The sequence below is a fragment of the Mesorhizobium muleiense genome (assembly GCF_900099905.1).
Taxonomy (GTDB): domain Bacteria; phylum Pseudomonadota; class Alphaproteobacteria; order Rhizobiales; family Rhizobiaceae; genus Mesorhizobium; species Mesorhizobium muleiense.
Window position 1 is genome coordinate 118,389 of sequence record NZ_FNEE01000003.1, and the last position, 18,840, is coordinate 137,228.

General features: G+C 65.1%; 15 protein-coding genes and 1 tRNA gene. 12 read left to right on the top strand and 4 right to left on the bottom strand.

Annotation, left to right across the window (positions count from 1 at the left end; genetic code table 11):
- The first annotated feature begins 7 nt into the window (after window positions 1-7).
- The 10 genes from mepA to BLT09_RS08120 all read left to right on the top strand — a co-directional run bounded on the left by mepA (window position 8) and on the right by BLT09_RS08120 (window position 8,939).
- The gene (gene mepA / locus BLT09_RS08075) at window positions 8-1,117 is read left to right on the top strand and encodes a penicillin-insensitive murein endopeptidase (RefSeq protein ID WP_091592430.1); all 1,110 of its coding nucleotides are present in this window, start codon (window positions 8-10) and stop codon (window positions 1,115-1,117) included.
- A 265-nt stretch (window positions 1,118-1,382) separates the two neighbouring features.
- On the top strand, window positions 1,383-2,402 hold the full coding sequence (locus BLT09_RS08080) for a glucokinase (protein WP_091592020.1): 1,020 nt from the start codon (window positions 1,383-1,385) through the stop codon (window positions 2,400-2,402).
- A gap of 114 nt (window positions 2,403-2,516) precedes the next feature.
- The gene (locus tag BLT09_RS08085; protein WP_091592022.1) at window positions 2,517-4,385 is read left to right on the top strand and encodes an ABC transporter ATP-binding protein; all 1,869 of its coding nucleotides are present in this window, start codon (window positions 2,517-2,519) and stop codon (window positions 4,383-4,385) included.
- On the top strand, window positions 4,382-5,224 hold the full coding sequence (gene dapB / locus BLT09_RS08090; RefSeq protein ID WP_091592024.1) for a 4-hydroxy-tetrahydrodipicolinate reductase: 843 nt from the start codon (window positions 4,382-4,384) through the stop codon (window positions 5,222-5,224). The genes BLT09_RS08085 and dapB overlap by 4 nt, the downstream gene beginning before the upstream one ends.
- Before the next feature lie 33 nt (window positions 5,225-5,257).
- Complete coding sequence (locus tag BLT09_RS08095; protein ID WP_023803692.1) at window positions 5,258-5,878, top strand: 2,3-bisphosphoglycerate-dependent phosphoglycerate mutase; 621 nt, start codon at window positions 5,258-5,260, stop codon at window positions 5,876-5,878.
- A 68-nt stretch (window positions 5,879-5,946) separates the two neighbouring features.
- A tRNA-Leu gene (locus BLT09_RS08100) sits at window positions 5,947-6,031 on the top strand.
- 372 nt (window positions 6,032-6,403) lie between these two features.
- A complete protein-coding gene (locus BLT09_RS08105) occupies window positions 6,404-7,369 on the top strand; it encodes an ABC transporter substrate-binding protein (RefSeq protein ID WP_091592026.1) in 966 nt (321 codons plus the stop codon).
- The gene (locus tag BLT09_RS08110; protein WP_027155339.1) at window positions 7,366-8,058 is read left to right on the top strand and encodes a L,D-transpeptidase; all 693 of its coding nucleotides are present in this window, start codon (window positions 7,366-7,368) and stop codon (window positions 8,056-8,058) included. Before BLT09_RS08105 ends, BLT09_RS08110 begins: the two co-directional genes overlap by 4 nt.
- 181 nt (window positions 8,059-8,239) lie before the next feature.
- The gene (locus BLT09_RS08115; protein ID WP_329608751.1) at window positions 8,240-8,458 is read left to right on the top strand and encodes a hypothetical protein; all 219 of its coding nucleotides are present in this window, start codon (window positions 8,240-8,242) and stop codon (window positions 8,456-8,458) included.
- A 241-nt stretch (window positions 8,459-8,699) separates the two neighbouring features.
- A complete protein-coding gene (locus BLT09_RS08120; RefSeq protein ID WP_023803696.1) occupies window positions 8,700-8,939 on the top strand; it encodes a hypothetical protein in 240 nt (79 codons plus the stop codon).
- A gap of 512 nt (window positions 8,940-9,451) precedes the next feature.
- Here BLT09_RS08120 and BLT09_RS08130 read toward each other — a convergent pair.
- Window positions 9,452-11,494, bottom strand: coding sequence for a BTAD domain-containing putative transcriptional regulator (locus BLT09_RS08130; RefSeq protein ID WP_167366372.1), 2,043 nt, complete (start codon window positions 11,492-11,494; stop codon window positions 9,452-9,454).
- A gap of 244 nt (window positions 11,495-11,738) precedes the next feature.
- On the opposite strand from BLT09_RS08130, the gene BLT09_RS08135 reads away from it, so the two are divergent.
- The gene (locus BLT09_RS08135; protein WP_091592030.1) at window positions 11,739-12,827 is read left to right on the top strand and encodes a PLP-dependent cysteine synthase family protein; all 1,089 of its coding nucleotides are present in this window, start codon (window positions 11,739-11,741) and stop codon (window positions 12,825-12,827) included.
- A gap of 31 nt (window positions 12,828-12,858) precedes the next feature.
- The gene (locus tag BLT09_RS08140) at window positions 12,859-14,346 is read left to right on the top strand and encodes a pyridoxal phosphate-dependent decarboxylase family protein (protein WP_091592435.1); all 1,488 of its coding nucleotides are present in this window, start codon (window positions 12,859-12,861) and stop codon (window positions 14,344-14,346) included.
- Between the two features lie 113 nt (window positions 14,347-14,459).
- Here BLT09_RS08140 and BLT09_RS08145 read toward each other — a convergent pair whose 3' ends face one another.
- The 3 genes from BLT09_RS08145 to BLT09_RS08155 form a co-directional block, all read right to left on the bottom strand.
- The gene (locus tag BLT09_RS08145) at window positions 14,460-16,100 is read right to left on the bottom strand and encodes an ABC transporter substrate-binding protein (protein WP_091592436.1); all 1,641 of its coding nucleotides are present in this window, start codon (window positions 16,098-16,100) and stop codon (window positions 14,460-14,462) included.
- Window positions 16,101-16,545: 445 nt separating this feature from the next.
- Complete coding sequence (locus BLT09_RS08150) at window positions 16,546-17,226, bottom strand: isochorismatase family protein (protein WP_091592032.1); 681 nt, start codon at window positions 17,224-17,226, stop codon at window positions 16,546-16,548.
- An 85-nt stretch (window positions 17,227-17,311) separates the two neighbouring features.
- Complete coding sequence (locus BLT09_RS08155; protein ID WP_091592034.1) at window positions 17,312-18,616, bottom strand: M24 family metallopeptidase; 1,305 nt, start codon at window positions 18,614-18,616, stop codon at window positions 17,312-17,314.
- Window positions 18,617-18,840 lie beyond the last annotated feature (224 nt).

Genomic DNA, 18,840 nt, shown 5'->3' on the forward strand with positions numbered 1-18,840 from the left:
TCTGTTTATGCATGTCGTTGTCCCAAAACCGCTGCGCACTTTTGGGCGACATGCATTAGCAGCACTCGCTGTCCTCGCCTTGGCGGGGCTTGCAACGCGACCTGCGGCGGCCGAGGAACTGGCGAAAAACCTGTTCGGCGCCAAAAAGCTGCCGGCCGTGGCTGCGCCGCAGTCGATCGGTTTTTATTCCAAGGGCTGCTTTGCCGGCGGCGTCGCCATACCCCTGAACGGCCCGAAATGGGAGGTGATGCGGCCTTCGCGCAACCGCCGCTGGGGCCATCCGACGATGATCGCGCTGATCGAGAAACTGTCGCGCGACGCCGCGGCCGATGGCTGGCCCGGCCTTTTGGTCGGCGACATTTCGCAGCCGCGCGGCGGCCCGATGCTGACCGGCCATGCCTCGCACCAGATCGGCCTCGACGCCGACATCTGGCTGACGCCAATGCCCGACCGCAAGCTTTCGCTCGAGCAGCGCGAAAACATGAGCGCCACCTTGCTTGTCGATGAAAAGACCCATTTGGTGAAAGATGCGCTCTGGGCGCCGGCGCATACGCGGCTGCTGAAGCGCGCGGCAAGCTATGCGGAAGTCGAGCGCATCCTGGTCAATCCCGGCATCAAGAAGAAGCTCTGCGACACGGTGAAAGGCGACCGTGGATGGCTGCGCAAGGTCAGGCCGTTCTGGGGCCACGACTATCACTTCCACATCCGCATCGGCTGCCAGCCCGGCTCGCCCAAATGCAAGGCGCAGGAAAACACCGCGCCAGGCGACGGCTGCGACCAGTCGCTGGCATGGTGGTTCACCGAGGAGCCGTGGCGCCCCAACAAGAACCCGGACAGGCCGAAAGCGCGCGACCTGATGACGATGGCGAGCCTGCCCGCAGCATGCCAGGCCGTGCTCGACGGGCCAAATCCGGCTTCGGCGGAGGCGGTCACCTATTATGGCGACTATTATGGCGAGGACGGGGTGCCAGTCGCGGCTGCACCCGTTCTCACCAAGGCTCCGTCGCTGGCGCGGGCATCGGCAAGCGGCGCGGCAGCCCTCCCGGCCACGGCCAACGCCTACGCCGAAACGCCCGAGATCGGCATTCCGCTGCCGCGACCCCGGCCGGGGTACTGAGGCCAGCTAATGTTGGAGACAACCAACTGTTGGGGTCGGCGCCGCCCCTTAGCCGCTGCCTTGGCGCGTTCTTGCAGCGTTGGAGATTGGCGAAACCATCGATGAGAGCGTCCCTCTTCCCGTCACTATACGGGGAGAGGATGCCGGCAGGCAGGTGAGGGGCAGCGCCAACGCTCTCCCCTGAAGCGACTTTCCCTTTCCCGGGTCATGCGCTAGTCAACAAAAGAACGGCGGAACGCCACTGGGAACCGGGACGGACGAGAGTATGCCAGGCGACGACGACACCGTGCTGCAGTTTCCGGTCCTGATCGGCGACATCGGCGGCACCAATGCGCGCTTTTCGATGGTGCTCGACGCGACTTCGGAACCAACCGAACCGCAGATCGTCCAGACCGCCAATTTCAACACGATCGACGCGGCGATCCAGGCGGCGGTGCTCGACCGCTCGTCGATGCGGCCCAACTCCGCCGTGCTGGCGGTGGCCGGCCCGGTCGACAGCGACGAGATCCCGCTCACCAACTGCCCGTGGATCGTCAAGCCGAAAAAAATGTTTGCCAGCCTCGGCCTCGGCGACGTCGTGGTGCTCAATGATTTCGAGGCGCAGGCGCTGGCCGTCGTGGCGCTCGGCGAAGAGCATATGGAAAAGATCGGCGGCGATGCGCCGGAGCCGAATGCCGGGCGCGTGGTGCTCGGCCCCGGGACCGGGCTTGGCGTCGCCGGCCTGGTGCACGCGCTGAACCACTGGATCCCGGTGCCCGGCGAGGGCGGGCACATGGATATCGGGCCGCGCTCGCCGCGCGATTTCCAGGTGTTTGCGCATATCGAGAAGCTCGAGGGCAGAATCTCCGGCGAACAGATCCTGTCCGGGCGCGGCCTGGTCAATGCCTACCGGGCGGTGGCCAAGGCGGACGGCAAGCCGGCGCCGTTGACCACGCCGGCCGAGGTCACCGCCGCGGCGCTGGCGAAGTCAGATCCGGTGGCCGAGGAAGCGCTGTCGCTGTTCGTCACCTGCCTGGGGCGCACCGCCGGCGACCTTGCGCTGGTGTTCATGAGCCGCGGCGGCGTCTTCCTGACCGGCGGCATCGCGCAGAAAATCCTGCCGGCGCTGAAAGCCGGCAATTTCCGCGCCGCCTTCGAGGACAAGGCGCCGCACAGCGAGCTGATGCGCACCATGCCGGTCTATGTGATCACCCATCCGCTGGCAGCGCTTTCCGGCCTTGCCGCCTATGCCAGAAACCCATCGCTGTTCGGCGTCCAGACCGCAGGGCGGCGCTGGCGGGCGTGACCCCACAGAGTTTTTGCCGGCCATTGCCATAGGCAAGCCGGCACCGGGGCGCTAAGAGGATTGCCGAATTAACCCGGCCGCGGAGCCGGACCGACGTCACGGAACGATCACGACTTGAACCAGTCGCCAAACGCCCAAGCCCCAAACCACCAGGCCAAAGCCCGGCCCGGCGAGGTCGTGGCGGTGATCCGCCGCATCCTCGCCGAGAACGGCCGCGACTATCGCTGGTATTATGCTCTGGCCGTTCTGTGCCTGGTGATGGTTGCGGCCACCACCGCCTTCACCGCCTGGATCATGAAGGATGTCGTCGACCAGATATTCTACCGGCAGCGCGGCGATCTCATCGCGCTGATCTGCTTGTTGATCCTGGGCGCCTTCATGCTGCGCGGGCTGGCCACCTACGGCCAGGCGGTGACGCTGGCCAGGATCGGCAACAATCTGGTGGCGCGCTACCAGCGCCGCATCTTCGCCCATCTGATGAAGGTCGGCATCAATTTCTTCAACGACACGCGCTCGGGACGGCTGGCCGCCCAGATCAACGAGAACGTCAACGGCATCCGTGACCTGCTGTCGATGACGCTGACATCGTTGGCCCGCGACGCCGTATCGCTGATCGCGCTGATCGGCGTCATGATCTGGCAGGATCCGATGCTGTCGCTGATGTCGCTGCTGATCGGGCCGCCGCTGATCTACACCGTCGTCTATCTGACCCGCAGGATAAGGCGCGCCACCCGCGAAGCCGTGCAGATAAACGCGCGGCTGATCGGCGCCATGCAGGAAGCAACGCAAGGCATCGCCATCGTCAAGGCGTTCACGCTGGAGGACGAGCTGTCGCGCCGCATCAGCGATCTTGTCGCCGGCGCCGAGCAGCGGGCAAACCGCATCGCCCGCGTCTCGGAACGGTTATCGCCGATCTCCGACATGCTGGCCGGTTTCGCCGTCGCCGGCGTCATCGCCTATTCCGGCTACCGGGCAGCCGTCGGCGGCCAGCCGCCCGGCGCCGTGTTTTCCTTCATCACCGCACTGCTGCTTGCCTACGACCCGGCCCGGCGGCTGGCGCGCATGCAGGTCGGCATGGAACGGGCGCTGGTCAATGCGCGCATGATCTACGAGTTGCTCGACCTCGAGCCGCAGCAGGGCGACGCGCCCGGAGCGGCCGAAGCGAAGATCACCCGGGGCGAGGTGCGCTTCAACAATGTGTCGTTCGGCTATGTCGCCGACGCCCCGGTGCTGCAGGATCTCAGCTTCGTTGCCGCCGCCGGCAAGATGACGGCCATCGTCGGCGCCTCGGGCGCCGGCAAGTCGACGCTGGTGGCGCTGCTGCAGCGTTTTTACGATGTCGAGGCGGGCAGCATCGAGGTCGACGGCCAGGACATTTTAGAAGTGACCAAGCAGTCGCTGCGCCGCTCCATCGCCTATGTCTCGCAGCAGCCCTATCTGTTCGAAGGCAGCATTCGTGACAACATTCGCTACGGGCGGCTGAGCGCCAGCGACGCCGAGATCGAGCTGGCCGCGCAACAGGCCGAGGCCGATGGCTTCATCCGCCAGCAGCCGCAGGGCTATGACACCCCTGTCGGCGAAGGCGGCCTGACGCTGTCGGGCGGCCAGCGCCAGCGCCTGTCGATCGCTCGCGCCATCGTGCGGCAGGCGCCGATCCTGCTGCTCGACGAGGCGACCTCGGCACTCGACAACGAAGCGGAAGCGCGCGTCCAGCAGGCGCTGACCCGGATCATGGCGGGGCGCACGACCATCGTCATTGCGCACCGGCTGTCGACCGTGGTCAATGCCGACCATATCATCGTGCTGGAACAGGGCCGGCTGGTCGAACAAGGCACGCATGCCTCGCTGATGGCCGACCCGCACAGCGTCTATGCCCGGTTCCACCGGGTGCAGGGCAACAAGGGGCTGGGGCTTGTCGACGACGGCAAGCCAATCCAAACTCTGCTGCGGCGCGCGAAAAAAGCGATTGGGAGAAATTTATGAGCGGTACGGCCACAAACGACCCGCCCGTCAGTGAAATGGGCCTGGTGGTGGTCGGCGCGGCCGGAAGGATGGGCCAGGCGCTGATCCGCGCCATCCACACCATTCCGGGCGCCCGCGTCGCCGGCGCGATCGAGCGGGCCGGCTCGCCGCATATCGGCAAGGATGCCGGCGAACTGGCCGGCATCGGCACTATCGGCGTGGTGATCGGCGACGATCCGCTGCCGGCTTTCGCCAGGGCCGACGGCGTCCTCGATTTCACCAGCCCGGCGGCGACCGTGGAATTCGCCGGCTATGCGGCGCAGGCGCGCATCGCCCATGTCATCGGCACCACCGGCTGCTCGGCGGACGACAATGCAAAGATAGCGGCGGCGGCGCGCCACGCGACGATCGTCAAGTCAGGCAATATGAGCCTCGGCGTCAATCTGCTGGCGGTGCTGGTGGAGCAGGCGGCGCGCGCGCTCGATGCCGACGATTTCGACATCGAGATCCTGGAAATGCACCACCGGCACAAGGTCGACGCGCCGTCGGGCACGGCGCTGCTGCTCGGTGAAGCCGCCGCCGCCGGGCGCGGCATCGACCTTGACGGGAACAGCGTGCGGTCGCGCGACGGCCATACCGGCGTGCGCAGGACCGGCTCGATAGGCTTCGCCACGCTGCGCGGCGGCTCGGTGGTCGGCGACCACAGCGTCGTGCTGGCCGGCACCGGCGAGCGCATCACGCTCGCTCATCATGCCGAGGACCGGGCGATCTTCGCCCGCGGCGCGGTCAAGGCCGCACTGTGGGCGCGCGGCAGGAAGCCAGGCCTGTATACGATGCGCGACGTGCTCGGACTCGCCTGAGACGATCTCATCCACCAAACTGAAGGAGCAAAAATGTCGGGAACTCTCGTGCTCGTGCGCCATGGCCAGAGCGAATGGAACCTGAAGAACCTTTTCACCGGCTGGCGCGACGTCGACCTGACCGAGCTGGGCCACGCCGAGGCCAGGGAGGCGGGCGCCAAGCTGAAGGCGCGCGGCATGAAATTCGACATCGCCTTCACCTCGTCGCTGATCCGGGCGCAGAAGACCTGCCAGCACATTCTCGACGCCGTCGGCCAGAGCGATCTCGAGACTATTCGCGACCAGGCGCTGAACGAGCGCGACTATGGCGACCTCTCCGGCCTCAACAAGGACGACGCGCGCCAGAAATGGGGCGAGGAGCAGGTGCATGTCTGGCGCCGCTCCTACGACGTGCCGCCGCCCGGCGGCGAAAGCCTGAAGGACACCGGCGCGCGCGTCTGGCCCTATTATCTGCACGACCTGCAGCCGCATGTGCTGCGCGGCGGCACAGTCCTGGTCGCGGCGCACGGCAATTCGCTGCGCGCGCTGATCATGGCGCTGGACGGCAAGTCGGGCGAGGAGATCGTCAGACTGGAGCTCGGCACCGGCGTGCCGGTCATCTACAAGCTCAACGCCGATTCGACGGTGGCATCCAAGGAAGTGCTGGCCGGCTGAGCCGGCGGGGCAGCTTTCAAAAAAGCGCGTTGACACTCACCGTTTGCCCGCCTAAAGAGCCCGCACCAGCCCAGATGGCGGAATTGGTAGACGCGCACGGTTCAGGTCCGTGTTCCGCAAGGAGTGGAGGTTCGAGTCCTCTTCTGGGCACCAATCCCTTTGTAAGCTCTTGATTTCCTGGAAACCTTAGGTTTCCGGGTCATCAGCTGCTACACAAAGGTGCTGTCGCCTTGCGAATGACCTCACCCAACAAGGCGTCCTGATACGCCCCCTGGTTCGTAAGGCGCATGCCTGCGGACATCTCCAAGGTTGGCGCGCGGCGGCCGCGGTTGTGAGCATCTTCCCATACGGAATGTCATCGAGTAGCGTGCAGGGGCGGCATGTGACGGCGCTCTCCTTGGCGAATGCACTGCTGCACCTTCAGCAGCTGCCGTCAGAAGATGGGGCTGGTGTCACAACCCGGTGCTTGCCGTGACAGATTGTTCCCGTCCCGGTTCTTTTCGGCACCGAAACGAGGGGAAAGAAATGCACAACCGATTTCGGCGGTGGCTGCGGAGAATGTCGCTGGCGGCATTGACGATGCTGGCGGTTCCGGTCCACGCGGCTGATCTCGTCATTGCAATGCCGAACTGGCCGTCGGGCCAGGCGACGGCAAACATTCTCAAGGTCAGCCTGAAGCAACATTTCGGGCTCGATGCCGATGTGCGCGAGATGGGGACGCTCATTGCCTTTGCCGGCCTCGATTCGGGCGAGGTGGATATTCATCCCGAAATCTGGCTGCCCAACCTGGACAATCTGGTGAAGAAGTATGTCGACGGCGCCGGCACGGTAGCCATCAGTCCCATCGGTGTGCCGGCATGGCAGGGCATATGCGCCACCCGCGAAACTGCCGACAAATTTGGCATCCGCGACATTTCGGATCTCACCGACCCGCGCAAAACCGCCGCGTTGGACACGGATCGGGACGGACGTGGAGAACTCTGGATTGGCGCCGAGGGTTGGTCCTCGACGGCGATCGAGCGTGTCCGCGCCAACAGCTATGGCTACGCCGAGACAATGACATTGCTGGAGACGCCGGAGGATGTCGGAATGGCGGCTGTCGATGCCGCGGTTGCCACGGCTCATCCGATGGTGTTTGCCTGCTATGCGCCGCATCACGTGTTTGAACTGCACGAAATTGTCCGGCTTGCCGAGCCGCCTTTTGACCCGGCAAAGTGGAAGATCGTGCTGCCTTCCGAGGACCCGCTCTGGGTCTCGAAGTCCAGCGCGCCGGTGTCATGGGATACGGCACATTTCCACATCGCTTACGCCACCTCGCTGCGCAAGAAATATCCTGAGGTGGTCGCGTTCCTGGAACGGGTCGCCCTCAAGCCCGAGGACGCCACCAAGATGAGTTATGCGCTCCAGGTGGAGCGCCAGGATCCTTACGAGTACGCCAAACAATGGGTCGCCGCGCAGGGCGCTCGGGTGCAAGGGTGGGCAAATCCATGACCGGAAAGCTGACGATCGCGGGACGCACCGCTCTCCAGCGGCGCTCCCTGACGGCAATTGTCGCGGTAGCGCTCGGTCTTGTCGCGGTGGCGGCGCTGGCGGCCGGAACCCAGGTTTTCGATCCGAAAACCCGCAAATGGGTGGACTATGACCGCGCCAAGGCGCGCAAATACTATGCCGCGCATAATCAAGTGCCAGAGGCGTTTCGTCCGCAGATGGTCAAGTTCCGCACCGCGGAAGCGCCCGGTACGATCATCATCGACGGCAACCAGCATTTTCTCTACCTTGTGCAGCCGGGTCAGCGCGCCATGCGCTACGGTATTGGCGTCGGGCGGGAAGGCTTTGGATGGGCCGGAATCGTGCGCGTCGGCCGCATGGCGGAATGGCCGACCTGGACGCCGCCGGCCGAAATGGTCGCTCGCGATCCGAATGCTGTCAAACATGCGGGAGGCATGCCGGGAGGGCCCGACAACCCGCTCGGCGCCAGGGCGCTCTATCTGTATGAGCGCGACCAGGACACGATCTACCGGATACACGGCACGCCGGAGCCGTGGACGATCGGGCTCGACGTGTCATCAGGCTGCATCCGGATGCGGAACGACGACATCACCGACCTGGCATCGCGCGTCAAGGTTGGGGCCAAGGTCATTGTTCTCATGCAGGGGGCGGCACTTTACAAGGGTGTTTGAAGCCGGGGTGTGTGAAGCCGGGGTGTGTGAAGCCGGGGTGTGTGAAGCGGCATTCGGAGAGGGACAAGCAATGTCGGCAAAACCTGCAGTGAGAACTTCGATCCGGGCAACAGCAATTGGGTTCCTGGCGGGGGCCTTGAGCGCTTGCGTCAGCACGCCGCCGCCGCCGCCTCAGGACCAGATGTCCAGGACCCAGGTCGAGACGGCCCCGGCCGACCTTCAGCTGCTTTGCGCCGACGCAGCCGCCAAGGCGAGCGGTGCCGACAGCAGCAGAATACTTCCGGTTTCGTCGAGCAAGATCGATTCCACAACCTATCGGGTCGAACTCGATGCCAGCGGCAAGAAGACAAGCTGCCTTGTCGATACCGAAGGCAATGTCAAATCCGTTCAGCCCACCTGATCCGCTCTGGTCGAAGGATTTTGCGGCGATCTGACGATTGCCGCGAACGTGGCGTCGGCTTCGGACGTGACGATTGGTGGCGACCAGCCGCGGCGAGGTTCAGACACTAGGAGAAAAAGCCCGGCCGACGGCAGCGTGTCTCAACCCAGCGGCATCATCGCGATTGGCAGGTTCGGGCATTCGCTGTACCATTCCTGCGCCGGTCGGCGAAATTGCGCGTTCCGGCAAGGGAGAAACGTCCATGTTACGATCAATTTCGCTCGCGGTTTTCCTGGCGGTCGTTCCCGCGGCAGCCTTTGCAAATTCATGCCCGACCATCATGGCCGCGATCGACGCGGCGTTGCCGACCGCGACGCTGGCCGAGGCCGACATGAACAAAGTCAAGGAACTGCGCGCCCAAGGCGAGAAATTGCACGCCGCCGGCGATCATGCAGGGTCGGAGGCTGCGCTCAACCAAGCCAAGTCGATGCTCGGCATATAATTGCGGCAAGCCGGCTGAGAGAAGCGCGAGAATGCAGCGGCTCAGGATAAATGCTGATCTGTAGTGATCCTTCGCGCCCCCTCTGTCCTGCCGGACATCTCCCCCACTTGGGGGAGATCGGCCGTGACCACCGCCTTCGCGAACCGCCGCTTTCGCAGGAGCAAGCGGTGCGCCAAAGCTGCCAATCTCCCCCCTTGTGGGGGAGATGTCCGGCAGGACAGAGGGGGGCGCCTCGCTCCGCCATAAAAGGTTCTGCACCGTCGTGACGCTCTGATGTAACGGCATGGATCCCAGGGTCTCCGCGACGTCGCTTCGCTCCTGCTCCGCCCTGGGATGACGAAGGGAGGGGTGTTTCGGCTAATCCTGGAGGTTTGCGATTGCCACTGAGATTCGCCGCTGAAAGTGCTGTGGACCTTCGCTGCCGGCCGGTCGGGCAGACAAATCTCCAACGCTGGCGATTGGCATAAACCACCACGACTTCGGTAGGCCGAGTCAGGGCCGCGTGGGTTGGTTCACCCCAAGCCGATGCGCCTGGCGCCTTGCCGGAACAGGGCTGCGGCGTCCGGCTCGAAGCGGAAGGTGGCGATGAAATCGTCGGCACAGTAGTTCGGCAGCGTCTTGCGGATGGCGGCCGTGAAAGTGCGGGCCTCGTCAAGCCGCCCCGCCAGCGCAAGGCAGTGCGCCGCGATCGCCAGGATGATGGCATGCGCGTTGGGACGGGCGGCGGCCTTCAGCGCCCATTCGGCGGCCTCGTCGAACTGCCCGAGGCGGACATGCGCCATCGCCCTGGCGCCGAGCATGCCGAACAGCAGCGGATCGAACGGACTTAGATGGCGCGAGTGATCGGATGAACCGATCGCCGCGTTCGGATCACCCGACTGCGATTGGACAAACGAAAGCGCGTAGTGGCCGAGCGCAAAGTTGGGGCTGAGATCGACGGCCCGTTCCAGCTCGATGAGCGAGCCGTCCTGCTCGCCGCGCAACCACAGCGCCCGGCCCATGGCCCAGTGCGCGGCCGGATTGTGATCGTCGACCAGAAGACTTTGGCCGGCGGTCTCGAAGGCGAGCGCGCTTTCCTGGTCGCGGTTTCCCCAGCGCTGAAAGGCGTTCTGCCAATGGGTGAAGGACAGGCCGGCATAGGCGCGGGCGAAGGTCGGATCGAGCTTCAGGGCCATGTCGAAGAAATGCCGGGCCTGCTCGTTTTCCGTGCGGGTGAAGCGATACATGTGCCAGAGGCCGCGATGGTAAGCCTCCCAGGCATTCAGCGAGCTGGGGGCTTTCAGCATGGCGCGGTTGCGCTCGACCATCTCGATCTCGGCCGAGATCGACGAGACGATGCTGTCGCCGATGTCGTCGAGGACGGCAAAGATGTCGTCGGGCCTGCGTTCGAAGGTCTCGGCCCAGACGATCCTCGCCGTGCGCACCTCGACAAGTTCGACGCTGACCGCGACACGGCCAGCCTGGCTGCGCACCGTCCCGGTGGCGACGTAGTCGACGTTGAGTCGCCGGCCGGCATCTTCCGGCGCGATGTTCTTTTCGGCCAGCGCAAAGACCGAGCCGCGGGCGATGACGAAGAAATCCCTGAGCTTGGCCAAACGGGTGATGATGTCGTGGGTCAGGCCGTCGGCCAATCCACCGCGAGAGGGGCCGCCGCGAGGGCCGCCGATCCCGGCTTCCTCGACAAACGGCATCACCGCGAGCGAGGCCTTCGACGTGGCAGTATCGGCATGGGGAAGCACAATTGACGCTTGCGCGGCTGCCGGCAACAGCGCCGGCTGCGCCCGGAGCGTCGCGGCAGGTCGTTCGCTGCGGATCGACCGCCATGCCTCACGAACGCGTCCGAAATCCAGATCCTCCGAAGCAAACAGCTGCGCCGCCGAGGCAAGATGGTCCTCGCAGGCGGCGATCTGCCCGCGTCGCGCCAGGCTTGTCAGAAGAGCCACGTGCGCGCGCTCGTCGAACGGATTGAGTTCCAGCCATGTCTCCAGATGCGCGGACATTTCGTCGGCATCCGCCGGCAGCTTGCTGACCAGCTGTTCCAGAATGGCGGCGTGCCACGAGCTGAAGCGGCGGCGTTGCGCGATAAGCCAGCTGTTGAAATGCGGGCTGCGGTCGATCTCCAGCCCGTCGAGGAAGTCGCCGACGAATAGTCTGGACAGGGCCTGCAGCCGCTCAAGATCGAGCGTCTCGATGCCGCTGGCGGCGGCCGAGGCGACATCGACGGCGTCGACGGAAATGCCCTTCAGATCGAGCGCGACCGTGTCGCCTGATGTTTCGATCCTGTGGCGTTCCGGTTCGTCAAAAATGCCCCTGAGCTTGCTGAGGCACCAGCGAAGCTCGCCGCGCGGATCGTTCGGCACATCCCACAAAAGTTCGCACAGACGGCTGCGGCCGACGGCATGCGGCGCGAGCGCCAGATAGGCGAAAAGCGCGCGCAGCTTGCGCGATGCCGGCAGTTGCACGGTGGCGCCGTCGCGGGTGACCGTCAGCGGCCCGAGCAGCCGCACGGACAGCCCGGCCGCTGCGCCGTCCAGGCTCGATCGAGCGGATTCCACGTGCGTTTCCACGCTTGCTCCCACGCTGGCCAGTTGTCCTTTGCTTTACCATCGAAAGCGATCGAGTGCATCCGGCAACGAATTTTCCGCGCCGGTTGCCGGCATTGCCACCGTTCCGGGCCGCGTTGGCGGCACCGGAACCGTACTGCGGCAAGGTCTCGAAACCTCGCCGCCCAAGCCGCCGGTTTGTAACCGGCTCGTGACGACGACACCTCGTGACGACAACAATAAGGGGAGAGCAGACATGTTGCAGCAACGGAAAATCAGGACCACGGCCGGGCGCGGCCGCCTGTTCGACAGCATTATCGACACGGTCGGCGACACGCCGGTGATCAGGATCAACAATCTCGGCCCCGATCATGTGACGCTCTATGTGAAGGCCGAGTTCTTCAATCCGGCGGCATCGGTGAAGGACCGGCTGGCGCTCAACATCATCGAAGAGGGCGAGCGCAGCGGCGCCCTGAAACCGGGCCAGACCGTCGTCGAGGCGACCAGCGGCAACACCGGCATCGGGCTGGCCATGGTCTGCGCGCAGAAGGGCTATCCGCTGGTGGTGACGATGGCCGACAGTTTCTCCATCGAGCGCCGCAAGCTGATGCGCATGCTGGGCGCCAAGGTGGTGCTGACGCCGCGCGCCCAGAAGGGTTTTGGCATGTACAACAAGGCGGTCGAACTCGCCGAGGCGAATGGCTGGTTCCTGGCCCGCCAGTTCGAGACCATCGCCAATGCCGCCATTCACGAGGCGACGACGGCGCGCGAGATCATCAACGACTTCGCCGGATCGCGGCTCGACTGCTTCGTCACCGGCTACGGAACCGGCGGCACCGTCGTCGGTGTCGGGCGCGTGCTGCGCCGCGAGCGTCCCGAAACCCGGATCGTGCTGGCCGAACCTGCCAACGCCCAGCTCATCGGCAGCGGCAAGGCGCAGCAGCGCGGCGCCAATGGCGCACCCGCCGCCAGCCATCCGGCCTTCGAGCCGCACCCGATCCAGGGCTGGACGCCGGATTTCATTCCCAACGTCCTGCAGGAGGCGGTCGACGCCAGCCTCTATGACGAGGTGGTGCCGATTGCCGGGCCCGAGGGCATCAAATGGGCCAAGGCGCTGGCCCAGAAGGAAGGGATTTTCACCGGCATTTCCGGCGGAGCCAGTTTTGCCGTGGCGCGCCAGATCGCCGAAAAAGCCGCACCCGGCTCGGTGATCCTGTGCATGCTTCCCGACACCGGCGAACGCTACATGACGACGCCGCTGTTCGACGGCATCGAAGCCGAGATGGACGCCGAGGAGATCGCGCTGTCGCGCTCAACGCCGGGCTGCCAGTTCCCGGCCGAATAATTGCGCATCGGGAGCAACGCGGATGGATGCCATGCTGAAAGCCGCCGGCACTGCCGGTATGGTTGCCGAAGAAACGCTCGATCCGGTCGACTGGGCCGATGTGCAGGCGCTGTCACACCGGATCGTCGACGACGCCGTCGACTATCTGCGCGATGTCAGGGAACGCCCGGTGTGGCAGGACATGCCGGCGGAGGTGAGAGAATTTTTCGCAGAGCCGCTGCCGCAATCGCCTCAACCGCTGGCCCAGGTCTATGGCGAGGTCGCCCGCAACGTGATGGCCTACCCGATGGGCAACATCCATCCGCGCTTCTGGTCCTGGTACATGGGGTCGAGCAATTTCACCGGGGCGCTCGGCGATTTCCTGGCGGCGGTGCAGGGCTCCAACCTCGGCGGCGGCAACCATGCCGCCGCGCTGATGGACAGCCAGGTCGTCGACTGGTGCAAGCAGATGATGGGCTTTCCGCAATCAGCCAGCGGCACGCTGGTCAGCGGCGGCTCGATGGCCAACATCATTGGCCTGACCGTGGCCCGCAACGCCAGGGCGGGCATCGACGTGCGCGAGCATGGCGTTGCCGCCATCGACAAGCCGCTGCGTTTCTATGGCTCGGACCAGCTTCACTCCTGCCATCGCAAGGCGATGGAGGCGCTCGGCCTCGGCAACCGCGCGCTGCGCCGCATCCCGACCGATGCCGGATTGCGGATCGACATCGACGCGTTGCGGGCGGCGATCACTGAGGACCGCCAGGCGGGTTTTCGGCCGGCCTGCGTGATCGGCACGGCCGGCACCGTCAACACCGGCGCGATCGACGATCTGCAGGCGCTGGCAAGGCTGGCGGCGCAGGAAGATCTCTGGTTCCATGTCGACGGCTGCATCGGCGCGCTGATCGCCATCGCGCCGGAAAATTCCCATCGCGTTGCCGGCATCGAGCACGCCCACTCGATCGCGCTCGATCCGCACAAATGGCTGCACGCTCCGTTCGAGGTCGGCTGCGTGCTGATCAGGGATGCCTCGGCCCATCGCAGCACGTTCGCGGTGACGCCGGAATTTCTCGAATCGACGCCGCGCGGCCTCGCGTCGGGCCAGTGGCTGCACGATTTTGGCCTGCAGACGTCACGCGGTTTCAGGGCGCTGAAAGTGTGGATGGCGCTGAAGCAGCACGGCATCGAAAAATTCGGCCGTCTGATCGACCAGAACATCGCGCAGGGACATTGTCTCGGTGCGCTGATCGAGGCCGAACCGCTGCTGGAACTGGTCGCGCCACTGAGCATCAACATCGTCTGTTTCCGCTACCGTGGCGACGGGCTGACGGGAGAGCGGCAGAAGGCGCTCAACACCGAGATCATGCTGCGGCTGCAGGAAGACGGCATCGCCGCCCTCTCGGATACGACGGTGCACGGCCAGCATTGCCTCAGGGCAGCGATCAACAACCACCGCACCCGGCGCGACGACCTGGATTTGTTGGTGCGGGAGACGCTTCGGCTTGGACTGGAGGTTTCAAGGCGTGGCACCGCCGGCTAAGGATCCTGGCAATCACCTCAGACAAATCACAGCGCCCAAGCGTGTGGGGTGATCGACTGTTGATGTCGGCGCTGCAAAGCCTGAACGATTGCCCCTGTGCCTCGCAACGAAGATCACGCCTCGAGCCAGACCTTCTCGAAATGCTGCTCCAGAGACTGGTGCTGCTCGCAGCCATGCACGCCCTTGCGGAACGTCCGGTAGACCGAGCGCCAGTAGGGCTGGATGATGATGCCGGAGTCGCGCAGATTCTGCTCGATCTTGGCCATGATCTCCTTGCGCGCACTGGCGTCGGGTGTGGCCAGCGCCTTGTCGAGCAAGGCGTCGAACTCCGGATTGGCGTAGGCGGTCTCGTTCCAGGCAGCGCCCGATCTGTAGGCCAGCGCCAGCACCTGGACGCCCAGCGGCCGGCCGAGCCACTCGGTGCAGGAGAAAGGATATTTGCTCCAGTCGTTCCAGAACGTAGCCGCCGGCAGCACGGTCCGTTTGACCTTCAGCCCGGCGTCGCGCATCTGCGCGGCGATGGCGTCGCCGGTGTTCTTCTGCCAGTCGACATCGACGGAGATCAGCTCGTATTCGTGGTCGGACTTGCCGGCCTCGGCAAGCAGCGCCTTGGCCTCGTCGACATTGCGGACGGCCGGGCCGATATCGGCATATTCGGCATGCATCGGCCCGACATGGTGGTTCTCGGCCGGCTTGCCGCGGTCGTCCATGCCGATCTTCAGGATTGCGGCATTGTCGACGGCGAGCTGGGCGGCGCGCCGCACCCTGATGTCGTCATAGGGCGGATTGCCGACGTTGAAGCGCGCGACGATGGTCGAGCCGGTGGCAAGCTCGGAATTGCTCAGACCCATGGCGTCGGTCTGCGAGACGGTATCGGCGGCGGTTTCGTGGTTGGTGTCGATCTCGCCCGATTCGAAGGCCGAAAACATCGCATTGGGATCGGAGCCATAGTCGACCCATTGGATGCCGTCGAGCCAGAAATCGCCCTTCCACCACGGCTTGTCCTTGCGGCGGACCTCGGCGCCGACCTCGGCGTCCCATGCCACCAGTTCGCAAGGTCCAGTGGTGATCGCCAGGGCCTTCAGCGGATCGCCGTCGCCGTCGTAGCTGCGGTGCATGATCAGCGCCGGATAGTCGGTCATGCCGGCAATCAGCGAAATGTCGGGCTTCGGCAGATTGAGCCGGACGGTAAAGTCGTCGACACGCTCAATGCCGCCGTCGATCGGCTTCTTGGTGGCGGCGTCGACCAGCGCCCCCATCCGCTCGGCGACCGAATTGCCGGCAACGCTCGCATCGCACCAGCGCGTCAGGTTGTGGACGACGTCGTCGGCGATGAAAGTGTCGCCGTTCGACCAGGTGATGCCCTTGCGGACGTGCAGCGTCAGCACGCGGGCGTCGTCGCTGGTCTCCCAGCTCTCGAGCAGCCACGGCTCGAAGGTGAAATCGCGCTTCCAGCGCACCAGATATTCGTTGCAGTGGCGGGCGACATTGGACATTTCGACGCCGTCGAAGGTGCGCGGGTCCTTCCAGCCCTTGACGTTCATGGCGACGCGCAAGACGCCGCCGCGCTTCGGCTCCTGCGCCCTGGCCGGCGAGGGCGCAAGGCCGCCAAGCGCCAGCGCGCCGGCGGCGCTGACGCCAAGCGCTGCCATGGTGGCGAGATATTCGCGCCGGTTCATGCCGCCTTTCTTGAAGCCGTCGGCGACGGGCTCGGCCTGCGGATGCAGCGCTCTGTCGGTCAGCATCAACTTCATCGTCGAATCCTCCCTGTCGGCGCCCGGTCGACCGCTTCGCGGGGGCGGATGCGGTCGCCGGGCGCCCTTGGCCATAGGCGATGATAGTGCGGGCGTGGCCCGGAAAGTGTTCGGGCTTCCGCAGTTGTTGTGCGCTGTTCCGCAGAGGTGGAAGCGGGGTGCTTGTAAGGCCCCCTCATCCGGCCCTTCGGGCCACCTTCTCCCCGGGGGGAGAAGAGGCTGGCACCGGCGTGGCGATCTCTTCTCCCCTCGGGGAGAAGGTGGCCGCGAAGCGGCCGGATGAGGGGGCATTCGCGGGTTCCCTACAACCACTCGCCCTTGCCGAGCGTGGCGATGGCGGCGACGATGCGGGTGAAGGCTTCGCCGGCCCGCGGCAAGGTATTGCGGGCGCGCAGGAAACTGTGGACGGGGCGCGACTCCTCGTACCACCAGGCGCGGCAAAGCGTCAGAGTTCGTCATATAGCCGGGCGGCGTTTTCATAGGTGAAGCGCAAAGGCACCGAGCCCACGACCTGCCATGCATCGACCGTCTCGCCTGCCATCAGCCGGCAGGCGCCGTCGGTGGTTGTCACGGCGCCACCATAGAGCCGGTTGGCAAGGTTGAGGATGGCGGTCTGGTGCATCGCCGTGCTGCCGCTACCGCAGGCGTCCTTGACCAGCAGCACGCGAAAGCCCGATGACACCGCATCCCTGACGGTGGCGTCGATGCAGGCCTCGGTCCATACGCCGGCAACGACCAGCCACTCGATGCCTTCGGCCTTGAGCTGGCCCGCGGCAGGGCCCGAACCGAAGGCGCTGGCCTCGGTCTTGACCAGCATCATCTCGCCGTCGACCGGCGCCACTTCCGGACAGATCGCCGTCAGCGGATCGTCCTTGTCGGAGAAGGCCGACCTGCCATTGGCATCGACCGGATGGAATCGCCGCGCCTCCCTGGTGAGATCGACGATATAGGCCGAATGGTAGAGCAGCACATCGTTGGCCCGTGCCGCCGCCTGCAGGCGCTGGACGTTGGCGAGGATGTCGGCAAAACCCTCGACCAGATAGCGCTTGTCCTGCCGGTGCTCCTCCTGGAGGTCGACGAACACTGCGGCCACCGTGCCGCGTCTGATCGAGACCGGGCCCTTCATGCGGACACCTGAACGAAAGCATGAGTGCTGCGGTTAGTCCCGACGATTTGCGATACCGCACCGCGATTGGTGGTGGATGCTGGGATCAAACTTCTTTCTCCAGAAAGTCGTCCTCATAGGGAAAGCGCGACAGAAGCTCGGTGCCGGTTTCGGTGACCAGGATCTCGTCCTCGAGCTTGACGCCCTCGCGTCCGCCTTTCTCGCCGATATAGCTCTCGACGCTGACCACCATGCCGGGCGCGACAAACCCGTCGCGGCCATAAGTCTCGTAGTCCATGGCGTGCGCGATGAACGGCGTCTCGCCATGCATGCCGACGCCGTGCATGACAGACGTGTAGCGCTGGTCGACGAAGCGGTCGGGGATCTTCCAGGCCTTTTCGGCAATTTCGCGAAACGCCATGCCCGGCCTGACGATCGAGATGTTGTGCTGAACCTGGTCGTGGGCCATGCGGTAGAGCGATTTCTGATAATCCGTCGGCTTGCCCGGGCCGCAGCGGAAGGTGCGCGAGAAGTCCGAATAGTAGCCGTAGCAGCCGATCGTATCGGTATCCAGCGCCAAGAGTTCGCCGGGCCTGATCTTGCGGCCGCTGGCTTCGTTGAACCACGGATTGGTGCGCTGGCCCGAGGTCAAGAGCCGGGTTTCGATGAACTCGCCGCCCTGCCGGATCACCTCGTGATACATGATGGCGAACAGGTCGTTCTCGGACACGCCGGGCTTGATCGCCTCGCGCACCGCATAGACGGCCGCCTCGGCGCCGGCCATCGATACCTGCAGGCATTTTACCTCTTCGGGCGTCTTGACCGCCCGCACGGCGAGGATCTCGCCCTGGCAATCCCGGACCTCGCAGCCGCGCTTTTCCAGCGCCAGCGCCTGCAGATGGCCGCAGCGGTCGAGGCCGAGCTTCATCGAGCCGCCGCCATGTACCTTGAGCAGCTCAGTGATCTCGTCGGCGAACGGGCCGGCGGTCTCGTCGTCGCGGCCCGACACCGAAGACCACACCAGCTTCGACGGCCGCGCCTCGTCGATCGTGTCGAGCACCATCGAGACATGATAGCTCTGCGGATATTCGAACAGCACGATCGGCCCTTCGGTCGGGATGAAGAAGTAGCGGGTCGAGTTGCGCAGAAAATAACCGAACATGTTGCGCGAGCCGGTGGCGTAGCGCTGGTTGTAGGGGTCGAACAGCACGACGCCGCCATAGCCGGCCTCGCGCATCCAGGCACGCAGCCTCGCCAGCCGGCCTTTGCGCAGCGCGTCCGCATCGATGAAGGACGGCTCGGTGTCGGACAGCCACATGCCGCCGGCCGGATCGGCCGCCGCCGGGTGGCGCATACGGTCCTTGAAGTCGACGTCCTCAGTGCTGTCGGGGTCGAAAACGACGATGCTCACGGGGTGCCTCCTGGAAGAAGCCCTGAACATAGCGGTGCGCCGCGATGAGCTTGTGCGGGATACCGCAGATGTTGTGCGAAATACCGCTTGAAGTCGTTCCGCGGCGCTCTACGGCGCCCCCCTCTGTCCTGCCGGACATCTCCCCCTCAAGGGGGGAGATCGGCCGTCATCACCGCTTTCGAGAATTTCTACCGTCGCAGGAAGAGCGGAGCATCGAAGCTGCC

Excerpts from the sequence above, each read along its gene's own strand:
- mepA (WP_091592430.1), top strand. The coding sequence starts at position 8 with ATGCATGTCGTTGTCCCAAAACCGCTGCGCACTTTTGGGCGACATGCA.
- BLT09_RS08080 (WP_091592020.1), top strand. The coding sequence starts at position 1,383 with ATGCCAGGCGACGACGACACCGTGCTGCAGTTTCCGGTCCTGATCGGC.
- dapB (WP_091592024.1), top strand. The coding sequence starts at position 4,382 with ATGAGCGGTACGGCCACAAACGACCCGCCCGTCAGTGAAATGGGCCTG.
- BLT09_RS08095 (WP_023803692.1), top strand. The coding sequence starts at position 5,258 with ATGTCGGGAACTCTCGTGCTCGTGCGCCATGGCCAGAGCGAATGGAAC.
- BLT09_RS08105 (WP_091592026.1), top strand. The coding sequence starts at position 6,404 with ATGCACAACCGATTTCGGCGGTGGCTGCGGAGAATGTCGCTGGCGGCA.
- BLT09_RS08110 (WP_027155339.1), top strand. The coding sequence starts at position 7,366 with ATGACCGGAAAGCTGACGATCGCGGGACGCACCGCTCTCCAGCGGCGC.
- BLT09_RS08115 (WP_329608751.1), top strand. The coding sequence starts at position 8,240 with ATGTCCAGGACCCAGGTCGAGACGGCCCCGGCCGACCTTCAGCTGCTT.
- BLT09_RS08120 (WP_023803696.1), top strand. The coding sequence starts at position 8,700 with ATGTTACGATCAATTTCGCTCGCGGTTTTCCTGGCGGTCGTTCCCGCG.
- BLT09_RS08135 (WP_091592030.1), top strand. The coding sequence starts at position 11,739 with ATGTTGCAGCAACGGAAAATCAGGACCACGGCCGGGCGCGGCCGCCTG.
- BLT09_RS08140 (WP_091592435.1), top strand. The coding sequence starts at position 12,859 with ATGCTGAAAGCCGCCGGCACTGCCGGTATGGTTGCCGAAGAAACGCTC.
- BLT09_RS08145 (WP_091592436.1), bottom strand. The coding sequence starts at position 16,100 with ATGAAGTTGATGCTGACCGACAGAGCGCTGCATCCGCAGGCCGAGCCC.
- BLT09_RS08150 (WP_091592032.1), bottom strand. The coding sequence starts at position 17,226 with ATGAAGGGCCCGGTCTCGATCAGACGCGGCACGGTGGCCGCAGTGTTC.